The following is a 21,202-nucleotide window of genomic DNA, read 5'->3' as shown; positions in this document are numbered from 1 at the left end:
GACGTCCATGTCACAGGCCCAGACGGACATCACGGGCAGCACAACTCGCGGTCGGTAAAGTGCGCGACGATCCACTCGTCCAGCAGCTCCTGGAGCTCCAGCAGCGACCAGAGCCGGTCGCGCTCGGGGTGGCGGCCGCGGTGGTCGGTGCTGCGGCCCAGATGGCCGGGCAGGAACTGCACGAACAGCGACGCGATCGAGGCCAGCATCTTCTCGATGTGGCCCTTCTCGAAGCCGGAGCCCTTGTGCGCGGGCTGGAAGTCGATCTCCAGGAACCGGCACGAGGACTTGAAGTTGCGGGAGATGAACGCCTTCCCGTGGTCGCAGACGATCATCTCCGGGACGATCACCGGCCGGGCGGCGGCGTGCTCCAGGCGCTCGTCCAGGCTCAGCAGCCGGCGGTGCGGCAGCACCGAGCGCGACATCCGCAGGGCCTCCGCCCAGCCCGGCCGCTGCGGCTCCGGTGTGACGGTGCGGGCCAGCAGCACGCTCGCGTCGACCGCCTTTGTGGTCGTCCGCAGCACCGCCGCGGTGAGCGTGCGCGTCGCCACGTCGATCATCGCCGTCAGCTCGATCCGGCCGGGGACACCGTCGTCCAGCAGCACCATCACGTCCATCGGCGTCGAGTCGATCGGCATCACCTCGCCCGGCGCGAACGCCGGCAGCTCGCCGAACGGGGTCTTCGCCCCGTGGGCCCGGGAGCCCCGGGCGCGGCGCAGTGTCCGGGACGGCGTCCGGGCGGTAGCCGTGCAGGACTTCGAGGATGTGGCCTTCCCACCACAGAGCCTTCTCGACCGCCTGCGGCGGGAACGTCTCCAGCCGGGACTGCGCTGGCAGCGGCGTGCGGACCGGCAGGTCGACCACGGCGAGGTCGGGGTCGGCCGTCAGCGCGCCGATCGGCACCTCGACCTGGCCGCCGTCGGCGTCCGACAGCGTCGCCGACTTCGCAGTGACGCTCACGATCGCCCGGACCTGCCCGGCGAAGCGCACCCACGCGCCGACCACGATCCGGGACGGCCGCTGCATCCCGCTCATCGCGCCCGCCTCCCGGCGCCGACCGACGTGGTCGACGACAGCGGCGCGCTCTCCAGGTCCGCGGCCAAGTCGCCCTGCCACAGCAGGTGGAACAGCACGGGCAGCACCACCAGCGGATCGCCCGCCCGCGCTGCCCCGGCCCGAAGCGGCGTCCCGACGGCGAACACGTCGAGCAGCCGCGCGGCGATCTCCGGATCGGCGCACCGGCGCCGGCGGTAACGCGACAGCCAGCGCACGTTCTCCATCAACACCGGCTCCGGCTCGCCGACCCGGACAAACTCCCAGCCCACCGCTCGGCAGGCCCGTTCCGTTGCGGCAAACGCCTCCGCGTCCGTCCGGTCGATCCGGTCGTCGGCCCTTACGTCCACCACCCGGCCCCGGCCGTCGGCCAGCCGCACGAAGTAGTCCGGAGCGTGTCGGCGCTGCCGCTGCCCGTCGTGCCAGCGCAGCCAGAACGGCTGCGAGGCGATCCCCACGACCGCAGGCTCGCGGTCCAGCAGGATCAGCCGGTCCCGCTCCAGCCACGATTCGTAACCCACGTGGTCGCCCACGGTGGCGGAGAAATACGAGCCCGCGAACCCTTGCCCGCCCTTGGCCCACCGGAACTCACGCACCGGATCGACCGACTCGAACCGCCGGTTCCAGACCTGCCCGAGCGCCAGCCGCAGGCACTCGCCGCCCTCGACGAAGTCCAGCTCGAACGCGGACAGCGCCGGGTCGTCGTACACCAACGAGGCAACTGCCATCTGGACCCCCGCCACCGATCAAGATCGAATGACAGAAACCTCGTCCGTCAAGATCATTTGACAAACAGTCAAGATCATTTGAGGCGGGACATCAAGATCCGATGTCACAGCACAGGGGCCCGCCGGGCCAAGATGCAGTGAGTGCTATATGAGGTCACTAATGCGTTGCTTATGCGATGAATAATGTTGCGTTTCGGGAGTTGCTCCATGCTACCTTTCGGGATAGGAGGCATGTGATGTCTGAGATCTTCGCGGCGGTGGACGCGCTGCTGGCCAAAGCCCGCGATGGCGGGGACCTGCCGGAACCGGCCGAGCGGGAGCGGCTGCGCAAGGCCGCCGGCCTGACGCAGGTCGAGGTGGCCGCAGCCCTGGCTACCCGGCGGGAGACCTTCGCCAAGTGGGAGAACGGCACCGCCCAGCCCCGCGCCCCGAGGCGCGGCGCCTACGCCTTCCTGCTCGCTGGCCTGGCCGACATCCACGGCACCCAGGGCCCGGACGGCTGGCTCGCCCTCGCCCGCCAAGCCCGCCCGCTCGACTCCAGCACCGATGCCACGGAAGGGGAGTGACACCCTGATGGACCGCAAGACGTACACCGCCGAGCTCGCCGGTCTGCGCGAGCTGCGCACCGAGATCACGGCCGCCGAGAAGCAGGTCGTGGCCGCGCAGAAGGGCCTGGACAAGCTCACCGCGCAGCGCGCGCGCCGGGTTGCCGGGCTCGCGGGGTACGAGGGCGCCCAGGCGCCGGCCATCGCGAAGGCCTCCGGACTGTCGGTCGGCGACGTCGTGCGGATCGCCCCGCTGCTGGACCCGACCCCGGCCGCCGTCCGCGCCGCCAAACCCGACCACCAGGCCGCCGACGCCGTGCCCGCCCCGGCGCCCGTGGCCGCGCCCGCGCCGGTCGCCGAGCCCGCCGTCGCTGTCGCCCCGGCGCTGACCCGCCCTGCCGCCGTCGTCGAGCAGCCGACCCCGGCCGCCGCGGGCGTCGAGGAGTCGGCCGAGGTCGAGGGCCAGGCCGTCGGCGAACAGCCCGCCCCGGCCGTGCCCGTCGCTGCTGCGCCGGTCGTTCCGGCGGCTCCGGTCGCTCCGGTCGCTGCCGGTCCGCGTGAGCTGCCCACCCTCCCCGAGGGCCCGGCGGGCGCCCGGTTCGAGGCGGTCACCACCGGGCTGGCCTCCAAGCGCCCCAACTTCACCCAGCAGGCCCGCTCCACGGTCTTCCTGGACGCGGCGACCGGCCAGCTGGCCGTCCGAGACCGGACCGTGCGGCTCGACCTCGGCGCCCGCACCCCGGGCGAGGTCCTGGACGCCGTCCTGGCCGCCGTGCCCGGCACCGAGCGCGTCTACATCACCGCCGGCGCCCCCTGGCACGACGGCGCCGAGCGCTACTCCACCCTCAAGGACGCGGTCGCGGCCTGGCTCAACACCCCGTCCGAGCGGTGGACCACCGCCGTCGGCTCCGGCCGCGACAAACTCGCCGGGCACTTCGTCCACCAGCGCCAGCCCGTCGGCCGCTACGCCCCGGCCGCCGCCCCGGACGGCCCGGTCACGGAGATCCGCAGCATGGGGGAGTGGTTCGACCCGGACGGCGCCGACGTCGTCACCTGCCGCCAGGCGTTCACGCTGCTGTGGCAGGCGCTGCGCCGCCACTGGGACGACGCCGTGCTCATGGGCTCCCCGAGCCAGACCGGCCGGGACCTGTGGTCGCGCACCGTCCCGACCAGCGGCAAGTGGGCCGGCGGCTACCCGGTCCTGTCCGAGGAACTGCGAGGCCTGCTGCACGCCACCGGCGGCCAGGGGCGCACCGAGCTGATCCTGCCCCCGCGCGTCCCGGAGCAGCTGCCCGCCCTGGTCGAGTACGACCGCACCTTCGCCTACGCCAAGCACCTGTGGAAGTCGCCGGTCGGCACCCCGCGCCGGATCACCGCCGCCGCGTTCGCCGCGATGACCGAGCAGGAGCAGGCCAAGGCCCTGATGTCCTGCTCGCACTGGAACATCCGGGTCACCGTCCCGGCCGGCTGGAACCACGTCGGCCTGCTGCCCGCCCCCGTCACCGGGGACCGCGCCTGGGTCTACCCCGCCGAGCCGGGTGCGACCTTCACCACCTGGGCGGGCGGCGCCGAGGTCCACCTCGCCCTCGCCAACCACCTGGCCCCGTGGCGGATCGAGGTCCTGGGCGGCCTGCTGTTCGAGGACGGCAAGCCGCTGGACGAGTGGGGCAAGCGGTTGAAGGCGGCCTGGGCGGAGCTGACCAACCTCTCCCGCGTCCACGGCGACGAGCGGCAGCGGCAGGCCGCCTACCTCGCCTCGCGCGCCGTCCGCAGCGTGCTGCTGTTCGGCCTGGGCGGCTTCGCCCAGCGCCCGCGCCTGGTCTCCGGCACCACGCCCGTCGGGGAGGCGCTCCCGGCCGGGGTGGAGATCCTCGGCCAGGACGGGACGGTGGTGACCTGGCAGCGCCAGGCCGGTTTCTCCCGGGACCCGTACGCCCACCCCGAGTGGGCCGCGTACGTGTGGTCGGGGGCGCGGGCTGCGCTGCTGGACATGAAGTACCGCCAGGGCAAGGAGGTCATCGGCCACGCCGGAGCCCTGCACGCGAGGCCCGGCACGGTCGTCTACTTCGGCACCGACGGCATCGCCCTGACCGAGCGCCAGCCCTGGCCCTACCGCGGCGAGCCCGGCGACTACCTCCTCAAGGGCCACCTCACCGGCCCCGTCCCGCACCCCACCAGCCAGGAGCAGTACCTGGAACTGCGCGCCCGGGGCCGCGCCGAACTCGCCGCGAAGGGGAACGAGCAGCAGTGAGCCCGGCCGCCTGCGCTCACGTCACGGCTGAGAGGGCGGGGGACCAGCAGGTACGGCCGACCGGCCCGGGCCGCCTGCCAGGGGTCGCGAAGGCCGGGTCCTCGGTGCCGGTGGCTCGTTGAAGCGGCGTGGAGGACGACAAGGACGGCGAGAACGGCGAGCCCGGCGAGGACGGCGAGCGGGCCCGGGCGCCGATGGTGTGGGCGCTGGCGGTGCGCGAGGTGGCGCAGGGGCCGCCGTTCGCGGAGCTGATCGTCGAGGTCGGGCCGGACCTGTACCCGGAGCTGGTGGAGGCCGCGCTCGACAGCGGCTTCACGCTCGCGGCGGGGGATCCCCCGGACACCAGCGCGGCCGTCGAGGTCGCCGACGGCCGGGTGACGCGCCTCGCGCTGGTCGGCGGGCGCCAGAACTGGGAGCCGGACACGCGCGTCGAGACGTCACCGGCCTGGCTGTCCGCCGCCGAGGACCGGGGCGCCGTCGAGGGTCGGGGCGCCGCCGTGGTGATCCTCGTGCCACCGGACACCTGGCCGCCAGGCCTGATCGAACTGGGCCCCGCCGGCCTGGACGTCTTCGCTCAGCGACTCGAACAGGAGCGCCGGGCCGGCCACGTCCTCCACGGAACCGCAGCGGTGCAGGTGGGAGGGGTTCGCTCCTGACGGCGGCCGGCGACCGGCGACCGCGTCGACGAGGCGGCCGAGCAGGCCCGCTCCCGTCCCGACGGCGGCACCCCCTGCGCGGCCGCGCAAGGACGTCCTGGTCAGCGGTGGCGCCGACCGCGCCGACCGGTGAGCCGAAGGCGTGGGGACGGCAGAAGGAAACCGACGAAGCCGGCTTGGAACAGGATCAGGCCGATCAGCCACCACCAGCCGCCGAAGAGCCCGAAGAGTATCGCCGGTCCCGACAGCGCGACGGCGAGCACGGGCCTGTGATACTCGCCCTCCCGTATCGGGGCGGACAGCAGGAGGAGGACCAGCGACGGGAAGCCGACAAAGAACAGCAGGGCCAGTCCTAGAGCGGCGAACTCCCCGTCCACCCCTCCGAGGAGAGCGAACCCGCCGACCACCGCTGCCCAGCCGCACGCGAGGGCGATCAGGTATCCGGCTGCCGCGCGAAGGAACCACACCAGGACGCTCTCGGCTCTCAGCACCATCCCCATCGGTACCTGCCCCCCTGTTCCCTCCTGCGGTCGATATCGTCGCAGGAAAACTGAACGCGTTCAATATTAGCTCGCCCCTGCTCGCGGGCGCCAGTGCGCGAGACGTGAGCCCAGGGCGGCGGCGTTCGTCAGCCCCGGCATGCTCCGCCACTCAATCGAGGGGTCCTGTCCATGAAGAATGGAAAATATCCATTCCTCATGGATAGGATACGTGGTGTGGTGTTCAGTACCTTGGAAACCCTGCGGCTCACCGTGGCCGCGATCAGGCAGCGCACGGGGGAGAGCCAGCGCGAGCTCGCCGACGCCGTCGGGCTGACGCAGGACAAGGTCTCGCGCCGTCAGTCCGGCGCCCAGCCGTGGACCCTGGACGAGGTCGACGCCCTGGCCGGGCACTGGGGCATGGGGCCGCTGGACCTGCTCGCCGGCCCGACCCACGCCACCCAGTCGCTCACCTGGCCCCGCCCGGGGGCACAGCCGGAGGTGACCGATGAGTCCCGCTGACCCGTCCCGGCCGAACGAGGCCGCCCGCCTGACGCAGGAGCTGCTCGACCAGGGCTTCACCAAACGCCAGGTCGCGCGGATGCTCGGCCGCGACGCCTCGCTGGTGAGCCAGTTCTTCACCAAGGGCAAGGGCGCGGCGTTCGTCGGCGCGCTGCGCCAGCTGGTCCGGGCGGTGCGCGGCGGCGAGCGCGACACCGAGGCGCTGTCCGGCATCGCGGAGGCGAACACCACCCGCCGCCGCACCAAGACGGGGCAGAAGGCCCGGGTGCGGGGCAAGGACACCGTCGGCGAGGCCGGCGGGTCGATGGCCGGCCGCGCCGGGAAACAGGCCATCAGGTCCGGCGCCTCCCACCTGGCGCCCGTGGTCCACGAGACCGGCCGGGTCGGCGGACGCCTCGCCTTCACCGTCCGGATGAAGGCCGACCAGTACGTCTACTCCGCCGGATCGGAACAGGACTCCGGCGGCATCCGGCGCGGCTTCGTCCCGCGCTCGGACGGCACCGAGGAGCGCACCTACGGCTCCGCCTCCACCGGCGGCTTCGACGCCGCCGAGTGGTCCCGGCGGGTCGCCGACCACCACGGGGACGTCACCGAGGCGATGCGGGCCTGGCTGGTGGAGACCGGCCGCGCGGTCGAGGACGCCGACATCGCCTATTTGGAAGTCCGCGGCTGGGTGCCGCCCGAGCAGCAGTAGAGAGTCCGGTCGTGTGACTGACGCGCTCCGGTTGGCCCGTGTGCGGGTGCGGCGGCCGGTTGCGTGTTCGGCTCGCTGTCAGTCGTCCTCGGGCCGAACGCGGCCGCCTCGAGCGCATGCCAGCACCGTCGTGGCTGCGGCGTTGAAGAAGAGCATGAACGCCCAGGCCCCATCCGCCGTCCTGATCCTGCCGATGCGCAAGGGTTCCTCTCCTGCTCGTTTGAGGATCCCAAGGGTCTCGGTGAGGCCGAGTGTCGCGACTCCGCGCCTCTGGGTGTTCCGGAGCCGAAACGAGTAGGTGCCGAAATGCCGACTGGCGGGGATCAGACCGTCCCAGACATCGAAGGTGCCTCCGGAGAGCAGGGCGTCGCGTGCGGGGCCGCAGGCCGGCGTCTGGTCGGCGAGCATCTCGGCGAGGTCGTCGCGTGTCATGCGCCGAACTCTTCCAGGCGTCGCCCGACCGGCCAACTGAAATGCTCGGTCACAGGTCGGCCTCTCCTCATCCATGACCTGGCCCCGGGGAGAGGCCCGCCCCGACCCTCCCACAGCACCGCCCGCACTGCCCGCCGTCTCAGCATCTGAAGGAGAAGCACCGCCGTGGAGACCACCATCGCCGGCCAAGACGTCCCGGCCGCGTTCAGGACTGACGCCGGGCTGGTCCCGGCCCAGCCGACCGGCACGGCGGTGAACCCGCTGCCGCTGCACTGGTTCCAGAAGGACGCCGTCGCGGCCGCGGTGCGCGAGGTGAAGGACGGCGGCCGGGCCACGGTCGTCGCGGCGACCGGCTCCGGCAAGACCCTCATCGCCGCGGGCTGCGCCCGGCGCCTGGCGGCGAAGGGTCGGGTGCTGGTGCTGGTGCCGACGATCGAGTTGCTGGAGCAGACCGCGGAGGCGTGGTCGCTGCGGGGCGCCCGGCGCGGGTTGGCGGTGGCGGCGTGCTCCCGCGAGGAGGCACTGGAGAGCGCGGAGGCCGGCGGCCGCGTCCACGCCCAGGTGACCACGCAGGCCCCGCGGATCGCCGACCTCGTCAACGGCGCCCCGGACAACCAGCCGGTCACCGTCTACGCCACCTACGCCTCGCTGGAGCGCATCGTCCAGGCCCACAACGACTTCGGCCTGGCCCAGTGGGACCTGGTCGTCATCGACGAGGCACACCGCACCGCCGGTTCGGAGGGGAAGGCGTGGGCCGCGGTCCACGACGACGCCCAGGTCCCGGCGAAGCGCCGGCTGTACTTCACCGCCACCCCGCGGATCGCCGACGACCGGCGCGCGAAGGACAGCCTGGCCGACCTCGCCGCAGACGCTGACGGCCAGGCGCTGCCCGCGCTGTGCTCCATGGACGACGAGGCGGTCTACGGCAAGACCTGCTTCACCTGGACCCTCGGCCAGGGCATCGAGCACGGCTACCTCGCCGACTACCGCGTCCTGGTCCCCGTCGTCACCGACGAGGACCTGCGCGAACTCCTCAACCTGCCCGCCGTCGCCGACCTCCGCTCCCAGCGCACCAACGAGGAACTTCTCAGGCTGGCCTTGCAGATCGCGGTGCTGCGCGCGGTCGCCGACCTCGGCCTGCGGCGGGTCATCACGTTCCACTCCCGCGTCAGCGCGGCGCGGGAGTTCGCCGGCAGCCTGCTGGACGCTTCGGAACTGCTGCCTGACGCGGAGCGTCCGGAGCGGATCTGGGCGAAGGCGGTGGCCGGCACCGACCGCCTCAGGGACCGCCGGGCCGCGTTCACCGAGTTCAAGGCCCACACCGGCGAGGACGGCGAGGAGTGCGGGATCCTCTGCAACGCTCGGCTCCTGTCCGAGGGTATCGACGTCCGAGCCGTGGATGCGGTGTGCTTCGCGGACCCGAAGTCCTCCGTCATCGACATCGTCCAAGCCGTCGGGAGGGCGCTGCGCCAGACCTACCAGCAGGGCAAGGTGTCCTGGGTCATCATCCCGGTGTACCTGCCGACGCCGGAGGTCGGCGACGATACGGCGGCCGCGGACCCGGCCGAGGTCCACGACGCGGGCGAGGCCGTGAAGGCGGAGGCCGACGCCGAGATCGAGGCGTCCTCGTTCCGTACGATCTGGCGGGTCCTGCGGGCTCTGGCCGCGCACGATGCCCGGGTGGTCGGCCGGATCACCGAACTGCGCGCCGGCCGCTTGCAGCCCGCCGCGCAGACCACCGCGACCACGCCTGCCGAGGTCGAGGCTGCCGGGGCCGCGGAGGGCGAGCAGCAGCCGGCCCCGGTCGAGTCGCCGATCGAGTGGCTCAAGATCAACGCCCGCCAGCATGCGGCGCGGATCCTCCAGACCGTCAAGCTGCGGGCGTTCAACCCGCGCGCGGTCGAGTGGCAGCGGATGCACGCCCTCGCTGCCAGGTTCCACATCGAGCACGGCCACCTCGACCCCACCGACCGTGCGAAGCACCCGGAGCTGATCTCCTGGCTCGCCCGTCAGCGCCACCTCCACGGCCAGGGCCTGCTCGATGCTTCCCGCGTCTCGGAGCTGGACGCGCTCGGCATGATCTGGTCGAAGAACGCCAACGCCTGGGAACGCGGGGCCGCCTACGCCGCCGCGTTCCACCGCGCCCACGGCCACCTTGCGATCCCCGCCACGGCGAAGCTGGACGACTACGCGGTCGGCGCGTGGATGCGCCGCCAGCGCAAATCCGACAACCTCACCACCGAGCAGGCCGCGAAGCTCGACGCCCTGGACGAGCTGTGGCGCCTGGAACCGGACTGGAACCGCTCCTACCGCCGCCTGCTCGCCTACCTCGCCGCCGGCGGCACCCTCGACGGCCCCGCCAACCGCACCGGCCTCGCCGACGACCCGACCTTCCGCCCCGGCACCTGGCTGCGCAAGCAGGCCAAGGCCCGCACCGAGGGCAAGCTGACCGGCCAGCAGACCGCTCTGCTCGACGCCCTCCAGGCCTGACCGACGCCGCCCCGAGAGATACGAAGCGAAGGGCGACGCCCATGCGGGCCAGCTCGGCCAGCGTCTGCGCGACGGGCTTCCTTGAAAGCCTTGGTGTTCCTCACACGCAGCAGGTTACGGCCTTGCCGACGCCCTTCGGAGCCGGAATCGGCACCCACGACGCTCATCTCACGCCCCGTCACGGAAACCACTCAGCGCTACTCGCCACCTGGCCGTAGCTATCCGCGTCAGCCGATGAAGTGATCCACCACCTTCGCCGCGAAGCCGAGGAACGCCTTCACGAGGCCGAGGCGGAAGTCGTGGCGCTCACGCGCCCGCTCCATCTCAGTCCTCGCCTGGGCGTCGGCCGCGAGAGTGTGGACCACGTCGACGACGGGATCGGCACGCCGATCCGTCTCACCGTGCTCCGCCTGGTCGCCAACTGTTTGGGTTCGCAAGCGGAGCCCCCCCTTTCTCCTGGACGTCCGTCCGTCCGGACGTCTCGCGAGTCCGCCCGGTGCCGGGAGAAGGGTTGTGCAGCTCCACGGTATCGCCTGAGCGGCGGTGTGAGTGGGGCCCTGACTCCGCGTTGGTTCCACCGCGGCCCGCGGTGGTGCCCAAGCGGATACGACGCACCGCCGCGGCCGCAGATGCTGTCCCGCATGCCGCCGGCCCCGCAGGATCCGCAGGGCCGGCGAGGCCCGTAGAAGAGGCGCTACCGTCGGCCCACGATCGCGTTGACGATGGCGTGGTGGGAGGCCGGGTCCTCGATGCCGCCCGGCGTCCTGGCGACCACCGTGTCCGGCGTGACCGGGTCCGGGAGGCTGGTCGCGTACCGCTCCAACGGCACCCGCGCGACCGCGAACCCCGAGCCCTGCCCCTGCGGCACCGCCGAGACCTCGCTGACGCTCGGGCTCCGGCCCTGGTGCGAGGCCGCCAGCCCGTCGAGCACGCCCTGCGCCGCGCCGCTGCGCAGCGGCCGCCCGGGAACCGAGGATGGTGTGAGGCCCGGATCGCCGGGTTCGCCCAGGCTCACGACGACCAGTGCCGCCGTGGGGTTCACCGGATCCGCCTTCGTCGCTGCGGCGGCCAGGCCGCGGGCGGCGGCGGCGTCGGCGGCGAGCGTGCCCGCTGCCGGGTTCGGCGGTGTGTAGGCGGCGATGTTGGTAGCGGTGTCGGGGTTGCCGTAGGCGAGGACGGCGCTTGCCGAGGTGTACGGGCGGGTCGTCGGGTCGCCGACTCCGAGCAACAGCTGGGGTGGGACCGTCTTGGTGTCGACCTGCTTCTGCAGGGCGTCCAGGGCGTCCAGGCTGGCCTGGGTCGTGTGCGGCTGCGGGTTCGCGTGCAGGGACGGGTTCTCGTCGCTGAGGTCCTTGGCGATCTGCTCGCGCAGCTGGGGCAGGTAGAGCCGGTTGGCCTGGTCCCGGGTCGCGGCGGGCAGGCCGTTCAGGCCTCCGATTTCTCCCGGGTGGTCCTGGATCAGCTGCTGGCGTGTGGACTCCGGCAGGGAGGCCCACCACTTCGCGTTGCCTGCGGGGTCCAGCGCGGACGGGACGCCGATCCGTCCGTCCGTCGCCTTGTCGATCGCGGCCGCGTCCTTGTCGGCCTCCGCCACGACATCAGTGGGCAGGACGGCCCACCCGGTCTGGAAGGTGTGGCCGATCCTGCCCAGGGCGGCCGCCACCGAGTCGTCGACGCTCTTCACCTCCGTCGAAAGGTCGCCGACCTCCTTGGCGAGCCGGTCACGGGCTGTCTCCATCGCCTTGAGCCACTCCGGGTCGTGCCGCCCGCCCTCGTCGCCCTTGCTCGGCGGCAGGATCTGCACCGTCGGCACGGTGTCCACGTCCCCGTCGAGGATCTGCAGACCGCTGGCGGCCGCCGACTCGACGAGCGTCTTCTGCCGCGCCTGCAGGATGACGAAGCTGTCGGCAGCGTCCGTCAGCATCACCCGCAGGTCCTCGATCAGCTGCTCCAGGACGTACAGCTGGCTGGTGCGGGTGCGCAGCGCGTTGTCCGCCGCCTGCTGGGCCTCACCGTGCCAACCGCAGTCGGCCAGGTCCCGCAGCATCTTCTGCCAGTCCGTGATCCGGTGCTTGAAGTGCCCCTCAAACGTGGCCAGCGCGTGCGCGGTCGTCGTCAGGCCGCCGAAATCGGCCGTCTTGAGCATCCCCCAGTAGTACGCCATCAGCCCTGGCCCTCCGGCGCCCCCAGCGATACGGCCGCCTTGGTATCAGCGTGCTCGTACGAGTCGGCGATGCTGCCCAGCGTGTCGGCCGCGTCCTCCAGCGTCGTGGTGGCCACGCGCTCGACATAGCTGGCCAGATGCTGGATCGCGTTCTTCGCCGGGTCCACGAACTGCCAGTTCGGCAGGACCAGCTCCGGCACGTGCGCGAAGTCCTGCTTCCAGTCCTGCCGGACCCCCGCGGCCACCGCACGGCCGGCGGTGTTCGCGTTTCGCAGATCCTGTGGTTTCACTCCGAACCCTGGCATCCCCAAGACCCCCCTCAGTCACACCAGTTGTGTGATCGTTCCGGCGCCCAGGGTAAACGAACAATGCCGACATGCCCAGGACACCGCCCTCGGCCGCGGAGCGCGGCCGCCATGCTTCCCCAGATGAACTCCTCGTTGAAGACCCGGTGTCGCCTCGATCAGCGCGGACCGGGATGTGCGACGCCCACGTCGAACGCGCCCTCCCCGGGCCCCGGGCCGGCTCGGGGACGTGATCCGCCCGCTCGGCGCAGGCCTCGTCACCGCCCGGGGCGGGGGTCGTTAGCCGGTGCACACCGATGAGGGAGACACGATGGGCCGGACCAAGCAGGAACGCCTCGACCGGGCGAAGCACACCGCGGCCTCACGGCGAGCAGCCCTGCCTCAGCCGCGCCCGGCCGGCGCCGACGAGGTCTTCCAGCACATTCTCGGACTGGAACTCGACCGCGCCACCGACCGCGCCACCGACCGCGCGGCGGACGGCATCACCGGTCTCGGGACTGGTGAGCTCGCATGTTCAGGTGTCCCGTATTCGCGGCTGAGCGCGGCGAGGCTCACGGTGGGTGATCCGCGCAACCTAGCTGCAGGCTGCTGATCCGGACGGCGCCGAGCTGGCGCTGATCAGCCTGATCGCCTCCCAGGGTGAACAAACCGCGACCCCGTTGTGACTGAGCGGTGCAGTTGGCCCGCCTGGCCAACTGCACCGCTCAGGCGGCGTCGAGGGTTCGTCAGCGGACCGCGTGGCTGACCCATGGCCGGTCCAGGAGGTGAGGAGCTGATTTCAAGTTGTGCGGCCAGGGGCCGCTGTTCCCCTCGAAGTCGCCCAGGTTGATAAAGCTCACCCGGTCCTCCCAGGCGTCCCACGTCACATGCTTCCGAGCGCCCCAGTAATAGGTCTCGTAGCTCAGGAGGTCGCCATATGCCTCATTCTCGTGTATTCGATCAGGCGGGCCGAACGCAGTCAGAAACTCCTCGTACGAGGTCAAGTGCGCGAAGTGGGACAGATGCGGGCCGCTGATCGCGAAGCCGATCACTGCTCCGGCGCGCACTTTATAGTTGATCTTGTCGGCGCCGTAGAGGACTCCGTCCGACCGAAGAACGTCTTCGATGACCTCGTCCAGCGTCAGCCTCCGTCCATCAGCGTCGTAGTACTCGCTTTCGATGGTGGTCCCACCGCGGTACCGGGCGATGACGGAGGACAAGCCGCCCACAATGCGCTGCCGCGGAATGGCGGCGGCCGGCGCCCCCAGGGCAATGCCGTTCACCTCAACACTGGCGAGGTCGAGGTTCGGCCGGGACAGCAGGTCCATGTTTTCGAGGATCTCGATCATCGTCGGAGTCTAGATGCCTCCAAACCGCGCGGGCCCGTCTCGTAGGCGGGGACCGGGGCCGAGCGATGCCGCCCCATCGCTCCCGGAACACGATTGCCCGGTCGATCTCCGCAGCTGGTATCCCTGCGGTCCACCCCCGACGCTCAACGGGCCAAGTCAACCTCGGCGCCACAGGCGCTGACGAGCAGCGACAGTCATCGACGCTCACCAGCGGCGTACCGGCTCCAGGTGACCCCGACTTCCGTTGCGGCCTGCTCAGTGGTGAAGTCGGTGTAGCCGAGCGCCTTCGCGGCCACGGGCGGCGGAGTGTGCGCGACGAACCGGCGCAGCGCCTCGGCACGGCCGGCAGCGGGCGCGATGCCGGCGTCTCTGAGGATCGTCTGGAGGGCTATGCGCCTACCTGGCGGAACAGCCCCGGCTCGCCCGCGCCAGCAGCCGCAGCTCGGCCTGGCTGTTCCCCGGCCGGCAGCCCGGGCTTCCGATGGACCCGACCAGCTTGCTCGACCAGCTCCGGACCGCCGGAGTTCCCGTCCAGCGCGGCCGGGCCTCAGCGATCCGCCGACTGGTCCTCCAAGCCCCCACCTGTGATCGCTCGGGCCCTTGGCTACCACGACAAGACCACCACCCGCCTCGTCACCGAAGCCGGCGGGACCTGGAGCCGGTACGCCCCGGGCGATCACTAAGCCTCGGTTGCGTGCTTACGCGGGATCCGACGAGCCGCGCTTGTCCTCGACATGGACGACATGCAGCTCGGTGCCGTCCTGATGGCGCTTGGAACGTCCGCAGAGTCCGACAGCGAAATCCTCCTGACCACTGGGTTCACCGGGCCCGACATACGTGAGGACGTCCTGGTGGTGACCAGTGACTACCCACCCGTCGGCATCCTTGACGTTGATCACTCCGAAATCGCCCGCCGCAGAGCCTGCATGAACAGGACCGAACTCACCAAGGATCTTCGTAGCCTGCTCGGCAAGGTCACCATCGGGGACGGTCAGCACGACACAGGTGCCATGTTCGAACAGCACCCACGATTTGCGGGGATCGGTGAGAAGGCGCTTCCAGACGTCGACGAGTATCTCGGTGTTCATGGCGAGCATCATGCCGCAGAACACTGACGCACGGTCACGGTCGACTGATGACATCCACGCATACGTGACACATCAACATGCGAGCTCACCAGTCGACCGTCGCAAGTCGCAGCAGATGCGAATACGCGACGGTCTGAACCGGAAGGTTGCTGGAAGCGCTCCTGGTCGTTGGCCTGGAGGAAAGTCAGCCGGCCGGTGCAGGGGAGGAGCGCGTCAGTCTGCCGTGCGCTCGCTCCATCGGGCGATTGAGCTGGGAAAACGCCGCTTGCTCGCATCGGATGCGAGAAACTCGCATCCGATGCGATGTGCGGAGAGTGATGAGACGTGGCCGAGAGTTCCTGCCCGCCCGGCTCGGTCGGACTACAGCTGGTCGAGGGCCTCCCGCTGCTGCGACCCGAGCAGCAGGTGTTCGAGGCGATGTTGGAAGGCTGGCGCAACCAGCAGCTCGCCCGGAACCTGTCGCCCGGGTACATCCAGGCCCACGAGCGGGCAGTCAGGGCCTTGGCCGATCACGCCGACGCGATGCCGTGGGAGTGGACTGCGGCGAATGCGGACGACTGGTTCGCCGACCTGCGGGCCGTGCACGGCTGCGTCCGCGGCACGCTGCGGAACTACCAGACGACCATCCGTCTGTTCTGCGACTTCCTGACCGACCCGGCCTACGGGTGGGCCGAGCGTGCCTGCGCCACTTCGGAACCCACCCCGTCCAGGTGATCCACGAGTGGAACTCTGCGGTACACCGTGACGAAGCCGAGGGGGAGCCCGAGCGGCGTGCCTTCACCCGACCGGAGCTGGAGGCGTTCTTCGACCACGCCGACGACCAGGTGCTGCGCGTACGGGGGAAGGGCCGCAAGGGGTGGCTGCCGGCCTTCCGGGACGCCGTGCTGTTCAAGACCGCCTACGGCTACGGCCTGCGCCGCAACGAGACCCGGATGCTCGACCTCACGGACTTCGGCCGCAACCCGCACGCGAAGGAGTTCGGCGAGTACGGCACGCTCCTGGTCCGACACGGCAAGGCCAAGCGCGGCTCGCCGCCCAAGCGCCGCAGCGTGCTCACCGTCTGGCAGTGGACACCCGACATCCTGGACGAGTGGGTCACCGAGGTCCGCCCGAGCATGCGGCACGCTGACGCCCCCGGGTTGTGGCCCTCGGAACGCGGCCCACGGCTGGGACTCCAGCGACTCGACTCCCGCTTCGCGGCCTACCGCGACGCCCTCGGCCTGGACCCCGCCCTGGAGTTCCACTCTCTCCGCAGGTCCTACATCTCCCACCTGCTGGAGGACGGCTACGACGCGCTGTTCGTCCAGCAGCAGGTCGGACACGAATACGCCTCCACCACCGCGATCTACACCTGCGTCTCCTCCGACTACCGCACCCGCACCCTTCGCCGAGCTCTCGACGCCGGAATCGCGGCCGCCCTTGGAACGGGGAGGACTTCCTGATGGCCCGCCGGATCACCTACCACTGGCGCCTGCGCGAGATCATGGCCACCCGCGGCATGTTCACCGTCACCGCCCTGCTGCCACACCTCAACGAACGCGGCATCACCCTCTCCTCATCTCAGGTCCACCGCCTGGTCTCCGGCGCCCCCGAACGCCTCTCCCTTCCGGTGCTGGCCGCCCTGTGCGACGTCCTCGACTGCACGCCGTCCGACCTGATCACCACGACCGCCGAGAACCTCTCCGCCCGCCGCGTCGTCGGCGCGGACACCCCGCCCGATCCGAGTGCCCGCCGCCCCAAGCGGGTCCGGCTCACCGGAGACTGACCAGTGGGCGCCGCCCAGGCCTGCGCCCGCTGCCGACAAGTCAAGAGCACGAGCCACTACTTGGAGGGCCCGATCTGCCGCAGCTGCTTCGGCAAGGCCGTCCGAACCCGCGGCCGATGCCCAGGGTGCGGCACCGAGCGCCTGCTTCCCGGACGCGACGAGCACGGAGCGGCCGTCTGCCGCGACTGCGTCGGCCTCCACCGGGACTTCTCCTGCACACGGTGCGCACACGAGGGCGATCTGTGGCCGGGACGGCTGTGCGAGCGGTGCACCCTGCACGACCTGGTCGCAGGGCTTCTCGCCGACGCCGACGGCCGGCCGCAACCCTTTCTCGAACCCGTGATGGCCGCCGTGGTGGACACCGACCGGCCGCGCAGCCGCCTGATGTGGGTTCGCTTCCCTCACGTCTCCCGCCTCCTGGGAGACCTGGCGGCCGGGCGCGTCCCGCTCAGCCACGACGGCCTGGACACCGCCCCCGTGCGGACCGCGACACTCCTGCGCGACCTCCTCATGGACACCGGCGTCCTGCCCCGGCGCGACCGCCAGCTCCTTCTCTACCAGCGGTGGCTGGCCGATCGGCTCGCCGTAGTCCGCAACCCCGAGCACCGACAGCTCCTGCAGCGATTCGACACCTGGCACGTCTCCCGCCGGCTCCGTACCAAAGCCGCCAAGGAACCGCTCAGCCAGTCCCAGATCAAGTACGCCCGCAACCAGATCAGCCAGGCAGCCACCCTGCTGGAGTGGCTCGGCCGACGCGGACTCGACCTGCGGCAGTGCACACAGCCGGACCTCGAAGCCTGGCACCGGGAGCACTCCAACACGGCCGCCCAGATGTTCCTGCGCTGGTCCATGCACAACGGCCGCATGCCCAAGCTGAAACGAGCCGCGCAGACTCCCACCGGCCGACCGCGGGCCGCGTCCCCACGCGTGCCGGAGGGGCAGCTCGCCCGCGTCCTCCGGGACGATGACCTGCCCAGGCGCACCAGGGTCGCGGGAGCCTCGTCCTCCTCTACGCCCAGCCGGTGACCCGCATCGTCAAACTCACGACCGAGCACATCGCCGACCACGGCGCCGCGCTCACGATCAGGCTGGGCGAGCCACCCATGCCGGTCCCCGAACCCGTCGCCAGCCTGATCCGGGACTACCTGAACACCGACCATCCCCGCCAGCCCTACGCCAGCGCGCGAAGCCGGCGGTGGCTCTTCCCCGGGCGCCAGGCCGGCGAACCCATGACGGCGCGGGCCCTCCAGACGATCCTCAGAGAAGCCGGCATCGCGCCCGGCGTCGGCCGTGCCGAGGCGCTACGCCGGTTCGTCGAGCACACTCCGCCGCCCGTGGCCGCGAAGGCGCTCGGCTACACCGACTTCACTACCGAGCAGGCCGCGACCGACATCGGGGCCACCTGGAGCCGGTACGCCGCTGAGCGTTGGCGATGATGGCGCTCTCCGAAGCTGGCTCTGACCACGACTGCGTGAACGGGAGTCACACCCCGTCAGGCCGTGGACTGGCCGTTGACGTGGTACTCCTCGGAGGGCAGCGAATCCCATTCGGTATGCGCGCCGTCGCGCGTCACCATGAACAGCGGGCGTGATCGGAGGTCCTGCCCGACCCGTTGGCCACGCATGAGGACTCCGGAGTCACCCGGTCCTGGGTAGCCCTCGGGCGTGTAGCGGAGGTGTACGTCCATTGTCTCGGCGTACGCGATCAGGTCGTTCTCCAGTTCCGACAGGTCACGCCCGGCCAGCCGGATTCCGCCGTACGCGACCTGGGGACCCTGCACGGCGTCGGTAGCGATGCAGAACAGTCCTGCGGCCTGGCTCGCGTAGGCCGTGACGGCGGGCATCGAAGGGGCCGCTCCGCGACGGTGGACCTCGACCTTCCACGTTGGCGAGAAGACCGGGTAGTCCCGTGGGAGTTCGGTGACCTTCGTCTGGCCGAGGATCTCGGCCGCCTCGACCACCTCGTCGACGGTCATACCGAACCGGAGCGGTCCGACGCCGACAGTCGGCGAATAGGACCACTCGTCCCGTTCGACGACTTCGGAATCGGCTTCGGTCTTGAACGCCATAGTCGTTCCTCCAGAGACACCTGAGACTTGCCGCCACTCATCATCACAATCACCGCAGACAGCCAGAGGCCGCTGAGGCTGCGCAGATCACCCACCGTGAGCCTCAACTGCGCTCAGCCGCGAATACGCGACACCTGAACATGCGAGCTCACCAGTCAAGTCATGCAGTAACGGCCGCTCAGCCGTGAGCATCGGGCCCCGTCGCTCGCCCGATGGTTCGCAGGCGTGGTTGGGGCGAGGCGGGCCGCCTCGGGTCAGGGGCTGGACGCCACGTCGCCGACGAGCGCTTGGGTGACGGCCGCGAGCTCGGCTTCGGCGGCCGGCCCAGGTCGGTGGTTCCCGGCGTGGCATGCTGCCTCGCATGATCGACACTCCCGATTTCGACGCCTCGGGCGGGACGTGGTCGTTCGCCACCGCGCGCGAGCCGGCCGAGTTCCCCGCGGCCGAGGTCGAAGGCGCGCCCGGCGTCGAGCACGCCGGGGCAGCGGCCGTACCCTGTGCGGGGTCCGCGGCCGCTACCTGACGTTCCTTCTGCACGACTTCCGGCCGCGCGCTCTGGCCTCGTGCCGCACGTGCCGGGTGCTGGCCGAGGCCGCGCCGTCCCGGCCGTGCGGGCAGGAACGCCTGCACGACCGCTCCTCCAGGAGGCCGACGACGGGCCGCTGCGCACGGACCTGCTCGCCGCGCTGCGCCGGGGTGCGCGGATCGCGATCTGGATCACCGGTCCGGCGAAGGACCTGACCCGTTTCCACTCGCGGATCGACCGGATGACGGAGGAGGCCGGCCCGGCCGCCGAGGCGCTCGCGACGGGAGGCACCTCCATCACGCGGCCCGCGTCGAGGACGCCGACCGGCAGTACCTCGTCGTCCTGCCACCCGAAGGCCGCGCCCGCATCGCGCGCGGGGTGATGGCCTCTCCCAAGTCTTAGCCGAGCCCTCCTCCGACTCCACCGAGCCCCTCGAGGCACTACCCCTTCGTCCGGCCGTACGGCGAATGCCTCGCTGCGCCCGTGCTGGACGTGCCCGGGCTCGATCGGCGGAAGGAGGGCTCGAAGCTGGAGCTGCGGGAGGAGGCCGGCCCCAACCGGCTGGAGCGCCCGGGCTGCGAACCGGTCCTCCGCCCCGGACGACCAGTGTCAGGTGGTCAGACGGGGGTCTTTGGAATGCGGGTGATTCCGTCGTCGGTGATGAGGAGGATGTCGTCATCCTCGAGCCCGGAGCAGTCTGGGTAGCGGTCTTCGGGCGCGGACTGAGGCTTCGTCCGGTGGGGCCGGTCCGTGTGTCGGTGGAGGGTTCTAGGGTCGGCGGGTGACGACGACTTCCAGCCCGCACCCGGGTCTTCCCGGTCTCGGCCGGCAGTCCGATCCTCGGCACGATCTGCTTGGCGCGGACCGGCCGGCGACCGTCTCCCGCGCAATCCGCAGGCGCTCCGGCCCATCACGGGCCGGCTCAACCTTCCCCGACAGCTCAGCAAGGTTGGCTTCCAGTTCTTCCATTCGAGCCCGAGCGGCTGCCTCGCGGGCTTCCGACTCCTCGAACAGTGAACCCTTCTGCCACGCTCCTCCGCCACCACGGTAGAGACGAGAAGCTCCGGGCGCAGCCCGGGCGGAAGTCGGATGTCGGCGGCAGGCGCTAATGTCCCGTGATTGCCGTCGATAGGAGAGCCGTGAACACGCACGTGGACTGGTCGGGAGTCCGGGAACGCGTCATCGCCGTGGAGGAGGCCGAGCGTCGGGCATGTGGCCTTGGGTCGGTTGAATACCCGGTGTTCGAACCTGTCCTGACTCCAGCCGAGATCGCCGAGGTCGAGGCACAGTACGGCGTCGTGCTGCCCGACGAGTACCGCACGTTTCTGGCGGAGGTCGGGGCCGGCGGCCCCGGACCGGCACTCCGTCTCACCTCGTTGCGCCGGATCGACGGGAAATGGGGATGGCTCTGGGACATCGCAGGGCACCACTGGCTGCTGGACCCCAGCGCGCCGTTCGTCGAGACGGAGGACTGGCCCGATCAGCAGATGGCGACGCTTCGCGCCGCCGGGCACGAACCCGCCACACGGGACGAAGACGACGACTACCTGGACGACTACTACAAGGTATTCGGCGACGCCGGCGACGAAGTCTGGCACCTGGAACGCGGGCGGGGCGCGATCCTCATCAGCGACAACGGATGCGGGATGACCGGCTGGCTCATCATCGTGGGCCCGCACCGTGGGGAACTCCGCGACCGGGACTGCGCGAACAACCCGCCCTACGAGCCGTATGTCGATGCGAAGGGAAACCGTCATACCTTCCGCACCTGGTACCTCGAGTGGCTTGAGCAACGCGAGAGAGCAGCTCGGTGATCAAGAGACGGTGATCCTCGCTCTATCCGCGTGCTACCGACGCCAACCACGCACGATGCGAACCGCTTCCCTTCAAAGGAACTGCACCCTACGGAGGTCGGCCGGTACGGCGGCGGACGGGCGCGGTGAGGTGGCGCACCGAGAGGTGTTCGTCCGCCCCGACCACACCTGACCGGTCGCCACCCGACAGCACGGAGGCGGGCCCCGGGGAGCTCCCGGGCGGCGCCCCCCCGGGGGGCGGGAACGCGGGGGCAGCCCGGGCCCCCCAGCGGGCGCGCGCGGCCGAGCGGGCCG

24 protein-coding genes and 1 pseudogene are annotated in these 21,202 nt (G+C 71.1%); 15 read left to right on the top strand and 10 right to left on the bottom strand.

The window, feature by feature from the left end; translation table 11 throughout:
- Nucleotides 1–47 precede the first annotated feature (47 nt).
- Both AB0F71_RS31785 and AB0F71_RS31780 read right to left on the bottom strand, forming a co-directional pair.
- Nucleotides 48–1,035: pseudogene (locus tag AB0F71_RS31785) on the bottom strand (hypothetical protein); the annotation flags it as partial.
- Nucleotides 1,032–1,781, bottom strand: coding sequence for a TnsA-like heteromeric transposase endonuclease subunit (locus tag AB0F71_RS31780; RefSeq protein WP_360241810.1), 750 nt, complete (start codon nt 1,779–1,781; stop codon nt 1,032–1,034). The gene AB0F71_RS31780 and the pseudogene AB0F71_RS31785, both read right to left, overlap by 4 nt.
- 236 nt (nt 1,782–2,017) lie before the next feature.
- On the opposite strand from AB0F71_RS31780, the gene AB0F71_RS31775 reads away from it, so the two are divergent.
- The 3 genes from AB0F71_RS31775 to AB0F71_RS31765 all read left to right on the top strand — a co-directional run bounded on the left by AB0F71_RS31775 (nt 2,018) and on the right by AB0F71_RS31765 (nt 5,233).
- Nucleotides 2,018–2,347, top strand: a complete 330-nt coding sequence (locus AB0F71_RS31775) for a helix-turn-helix domain-containing protein (RefSeq protein ID WP_360241713.1) — start codon at nt 2,018–2,020, stop codon at nt 2,345–2,347.
- A 7-nt stretch (nt 2,348–2,354) separates the two neighbouring features.
- Entirely contained in the window at nt 2,355–4,577 is a 2,223-nt protein-coding gene (locus AB0F71_RS31770; RefSeq protein WP_360241710.1) for a hypothetical protein, read from the top strand.
- 128 nt (nt 4,578–4,705) lie between these two features.
- A complete protein-coding gene (locus AB0F71_RS31765; RefSeq protein WP_360241708.1) occupies nt 4,706–5,233 on the top strand; it encodes a hypothetical protein in 528 nt (175 codons plus the stop codon).
- Nucleotides 5,234–5,334: 101 nt separating this feature from the next.
- Here the strand turns inward: AB0F71_RS31765 and AB0F71_RS31760 are convergent, their stop codons facing one another.
- On the bottom strand, nt 5,335–5,733 hold the full coding sequence (locus tag AB0F71_RS31760) for a hypothetical protein (protein ID WP_360241705.1): 399 nt from the start codon (nt 5,731–5,733) through the stop codon (nt 5,335–5,337).
- A gap of 216 nt (nt 5,734–5,949) precedes the next feature.
- On the opposite strand from AB0F71_RS31760, the gene AB0F71_RS31755 reads away from it, so the two are divergent.
- The gene (locus AB0F71_RS31755; RefSeq protein ID WP_360241703.1) at nt 5,950–6,234 is read left to right on the top strand and encodes a helix-turn-helix transcriptional regulator; all 285 of its coding nucleotides are present in this window, start codon (nt 5,950–5,952) and stop codon (nt 6,232–6,234) included.
- Nucleotides 6,221–6,928, top strand: coding sequence for a helix-turn-helix domain containing protein (locus AB0F71_RS31750; protein ID WP_360241700.1), 708 nt, complete (start codon nt 6,221–6,223; stop codon nt 6,926–6,928). Before AB0F71_RS31755 ends, AB0F71_RS31750 begins: the two co-directional genes overlap by 14 nt.
- A 78-nt stretch (nt 6,929–7,006) precedes the next feature.
- On the opposite strand, the gene AB0F71_RS31745 is transcribed toward AB0F71_RS31750, so the two are convergent.
- Nucleotides 7,007–7,360: a hypothetical protein gene (locus AB0F71_RS31745; RefSeq protein WP_360241697.1), complete on the bottom strand. Its 354-nt coding sequence runs from the start codon at nt 7,358–7,360 to the stop codon at nt 7,007–7,009.
- Nucleotides 7,361–7,525: 165 nt separating this feature from the next.
- Between AB0F71_RS31745 and AB0F71_RS31740 the strand changes: the two genes are divergently transcribed.
- A complete protein-coding gene (locus tag AB0F71_RS31740; RefSeq protein WP_360241694.1) occupies nt 7,526–9,850 on the top strand; it encodes a Helicase associated domain protein in 2,325 nt (774 codons plus the stop codon).
- A 227-nt stretch (nt 9,851–10,077) separates the two neighbouring features.
- Here the strand turns inward: AB0F71_RS31740 and AB0F71_RS31735 are convergent, their stop codons facing one another.
- The 3 genes from AB0F71_RS31735 to AB0F71_RS31725 form a co-directional block, all read right to left on the bottom strand.
- Nucleotides 10,078–10,215, bottom strand: a complete 138-nt coding sequence (locus AB0F71_RS31735; protein ID WP_360241691.1) for a hypothetical protein — start codon at nt 10,213–10,215, stop codon at nt 10,078–10,080.
- Between the two features lie 329 nt (nt 10,216–10,544).
- Entirely contained in the window at nt 10,545–12,014 is a 1,470-nt protein-coding gene (locus tag AB0F71_RS31730; RefSeq protein WP_360241688.1) for a hypothetical protein, read from the bottom strand.
- On the bottom strand, nt 12,014–12,304 hold the full coding sequence (locus AB0F71_RS31725; protein ID WP_360241685.1) for a hypothetical protein: 291 nt from the start codon (nt 12,302–12,304) through the stop codon (nt 12,014–12,016). Before AB0F71_RS31725 ends, AB0F71_RS31730 begins: the two co-directional genes overlap by 1 nt.
- A gap of 325 nt (nt 12,305–12,629) precedes the next feature.
- Here AB0F71_RS31725 and AB0F71_RS31720 point away from each other — a divergent pair, with 325 nt between their 5' ends.
- Nucleotides 12,630–12,911, top strand: a complete 282-nt coding sequence (locus tag AB0F71_RS31720; RefSeq protein WP_360241682.1) for a hypothetical protein — start codon at nt 12,630–12,632, stop codon at nt 12,909–12,911.
- Between the two features lie 133 nt (nt 12,912–13,044).
- Here AB0F71_RS31720 and AB0F71_RS31715 read toward each other — a convergent pair whose 3' ends face one another.
- On the bottom strand, nt 13,045–13,647 hold the full coding sequence (locus AB0F71_RS31715) for a hypothetical protein (RefSeq protein WP_360241679.1): 603 nt from the start codon (nt 13,645–13,647) through the stop codon (nt 13,045–13,047).
- A gap of 698 nt (nt 13,648–14,345) precedes the next feature.
- Complete coding sequence (locus AB0F71_RS31710) at nt 14,346–14,735, bottom strand: hypothetical protein (protein WP_360241676.1); 390 nt, start codon at nt 14,733–14,735, stop codon at nt 14,346–14,348.
- A gap of 324 nt (nt 14,736–15,059) precedes the next feature.
- On the opposite strand from AB0F71_RS31710, the gene AB0F71_RS31705 reads away from it, so the two are divergent.
- The 5 genes from AB0F71_RS31705 (at nt 15,060) to AB0F71_RS31685 (ending at nt 17,936) form a co-directional block, all read left to right on the top strand.
- Nucleotides 15,060–15,449, top strand: a complete 390-nt coding sequence (locus tag AB0F71_RS31705; RefSeq protein WP_360241673.1) for a hypothetical protein — start codon at nt 15,060–15,062, stop codon at nt 15,447–15,449.
- Nucleotides 15,446–16,177, top strand: coding sequence for a site-specific integrase (locus AB0F71_RS31700; protein ID WP_360241670.1), 732 nt, complete (start codon nt 15,446–15,448; stop codon nt 16,175–16,177). The genes AB0F71_RS31705 and AB0F71_RS31700 overlap by 4 nt, the downstream gene beginning before the upstream one ends.
- Entirely contained in the window at nt 16,177–16,500 is a 324-nt protein-coding gene (locus AB0F71_RS31695; RefSeq protein ID WP_360241667.1) for a helix-turn-helix transcriptional regulator, read from the top strand. The genes AB0F71_RS31700 and AB0F71_RS31695 overlap by 1 nt, the downstream gene beginning before the upstream one ends.
- A gap of 342 nt (nt 16,501–16,842) precedes the next feature.
- Nucleotides 16,843–17,526, top strand: coding sequence for a hypothetical protein (locus tag AB0F71_RS31690; RefSeq protein ID WP_360241664.1), 684 nt, complete (start codon nt 16,843–16,845; stop codon nt 17,524–17,526).
- A complete protein-coding gene (locus AB0F71_RS31685) occupies nt 17,523–17,936 on the top strand; it encodes a hypothetical protein (RefSeq protein WP_360241661.1) in 414 nt (137 codons plus the stop codon). The genes AB0F71_RS31690 and AB0F71_RS31685 overlap by 4 nt, the downstream gene beginning before the upstream one ends.
- A gap of 56 nt (nt 17,937–17,992) precedes the next feature.
- Here the strand turns inward: AB0F71_RS31685 and AB0F71_RS31680 are convergent, their stop codons facing one another.
- Nucleotides 17,993–18,568 (bottom strand): hypothetical protein, encoded by a 576-nt coding sequence (locus tag AB0F71_RS31680; protein ID WP_360241658.1) that lies wholly within the window; start codon nt 18,566–18,568, stop codon nt 17,993–17,995.
- A 361-nt stretch (nt 18,569–18,929) separates the two neighbouring features.
- On the opposite strand from AB0F71_RS31680, the gene AB0F71_RS31675 reads away from it, so the two are divergent.
- From AB0F71_RS31675 to AB0F71_RS31665, 3 genes are all read left to right on the top strand, one after another.
- Entirely contained in the window at nt 18,930–19,091 is a 162-nt protein-coding gene (locus tag AB0F71_RS31675; RefSeq protein ID WP_360241655.1) for a hypothetical protein, read from the top strand.
- Between the two features lie 85 nt (nt 19,092–19,176).
- A complete protein-coding gene (locus tag AB0F71_RS31670; RefSeq protein ID WP_360241652.1) occupies nt 19,177–19,476 on the top strand; it encodes a hypothetical protein in 300 nt (99 codons plus the stop codon).
- 757 nt (nt 19,477–20,233) lie between these two features.
- A complete protein-coding gene (locus AB0F71_RS31665) occupies nt 20,234–20,908 on the top strand; it encodes an SMI1/KNR4 family protein (protein ID WP_360241649.1) in 675 nt (224 codons plus the stop codon).
- Nucleotides 20,909–21,202: the final 294 nt, after the last annotated feature.

Source organism: Kitasatospora sp. NPDC028055 (assembly GCF_040637885.1).
Classification (GTDB): domain Bacteria; phylum Actinomycetota; class Actinomycetes; order Streptomycetales; family Streptomycetaceae; genus Kitasatospora.
This window is presented reverse-complemented; position numbering and strand designations above follow the sequence as displayed.

Bases quoted from the DNA above. Each gene is read 5' to 3' on its own strand.
- AB0F71_RS31730 (WP_360241688.1), bottom strand. From the start codon at position 12,014: ATGGCGTACTACTGGGGGATGCTCAAGACGGCCGATTTCGGCGGCCTG.
- AB0F71_RS31760 (WP_360241705.1), bottom strand. From the start codon at position 5,733: ATGGGGATGGTGCTGAGAGCCGAGAGCGTCCTGGTGTGGTTCCTTCGC.
- AB0F71_RS31770 (WP_360241710.1), top strand. From the start codon at position 2,355: ATGGACCGCAAGACGTACACCGCCGAGCTCGCCGGTCTGCGCGAGCTG.
- AB0F71_RS31710 (WP_360241676.1), bottom strand. From the start codon at position 14,735: ATGAACACCGAGATACTCGTCGACGTCTGGAAGCGCCTTCTCACCGAT.
- AB0F71_RS31680 (WP_360241658.1), bottom strand. From the start codon at position 18,568: ATGGCGTTCAAGACCGAAGCCGATTCCGAAGTCGTCGAACGGGACGAG.
- AB0F71_RS31745 (WP_360241697.1), bottom strand. From the start codon at position 7,360: ATGACACGCGACGACCTCGCCGAGATGCTCGCCGACCAGACGCCGGCC.
- AB0F71_RS31720 (WP_360241682.1), top strand. From the start codon at position 12,630: ATGGGCCGGACCAAGCAGGAACGCCTCGACCGGGCGAAGCACACCGCG.
- AB0F71_RS31780 (WP_360241810.1), bottom strand. From the start codon at position 1,781: ATGGCAGTTGCCTCGTTGGTGTACGACGACCCGGCGCTGTCCGCGTTC.
- AB0F71_RS31675 (WP_360241655.1), top strand. From the start codon at position 18,930: ATGATCGACACTCCCGATTTCGACGCCTCGGGCGGGACGTGGTCGTTC.
- AB0F71_RS31715 (WP_360241679.1), bottom strand. From the start codon at position 13,647: ATGATCGAGATCCTCGAAAACATGGACCTGCTGTCCCGGCCGAACCTC.
- AB0F71_RS31775 (WP_360241713.1), top strand. From the start codon at position 2,018: ATGTCTGAGATCTTCGCGGCGGTGGACGCGCTGCTGGCCAAAGCCCGC.
- AB0F71_RS31690 (WP_360241664.1), top strand. From the start codon at position 16,843: ATGGCCGCCGTGGTGGACACCGACCGGCCGCGCAGCCGCCTGATGTGG.
- AB0F71_RS31695 (WP_360241667.1), top strand. From the start codon at position 16,177: ATGGCCCGCCGGATCACCTACCACTGGCGCCTGCGCGAGATCATGGCC.
- AB0F71_RS31750 (WP_360241700.1), top strand. From the start codon at position 6,221: ATGAGTCCCGCTGACCCGTCCCGGCCGAACGAGGCCGCCCGCCTGACG.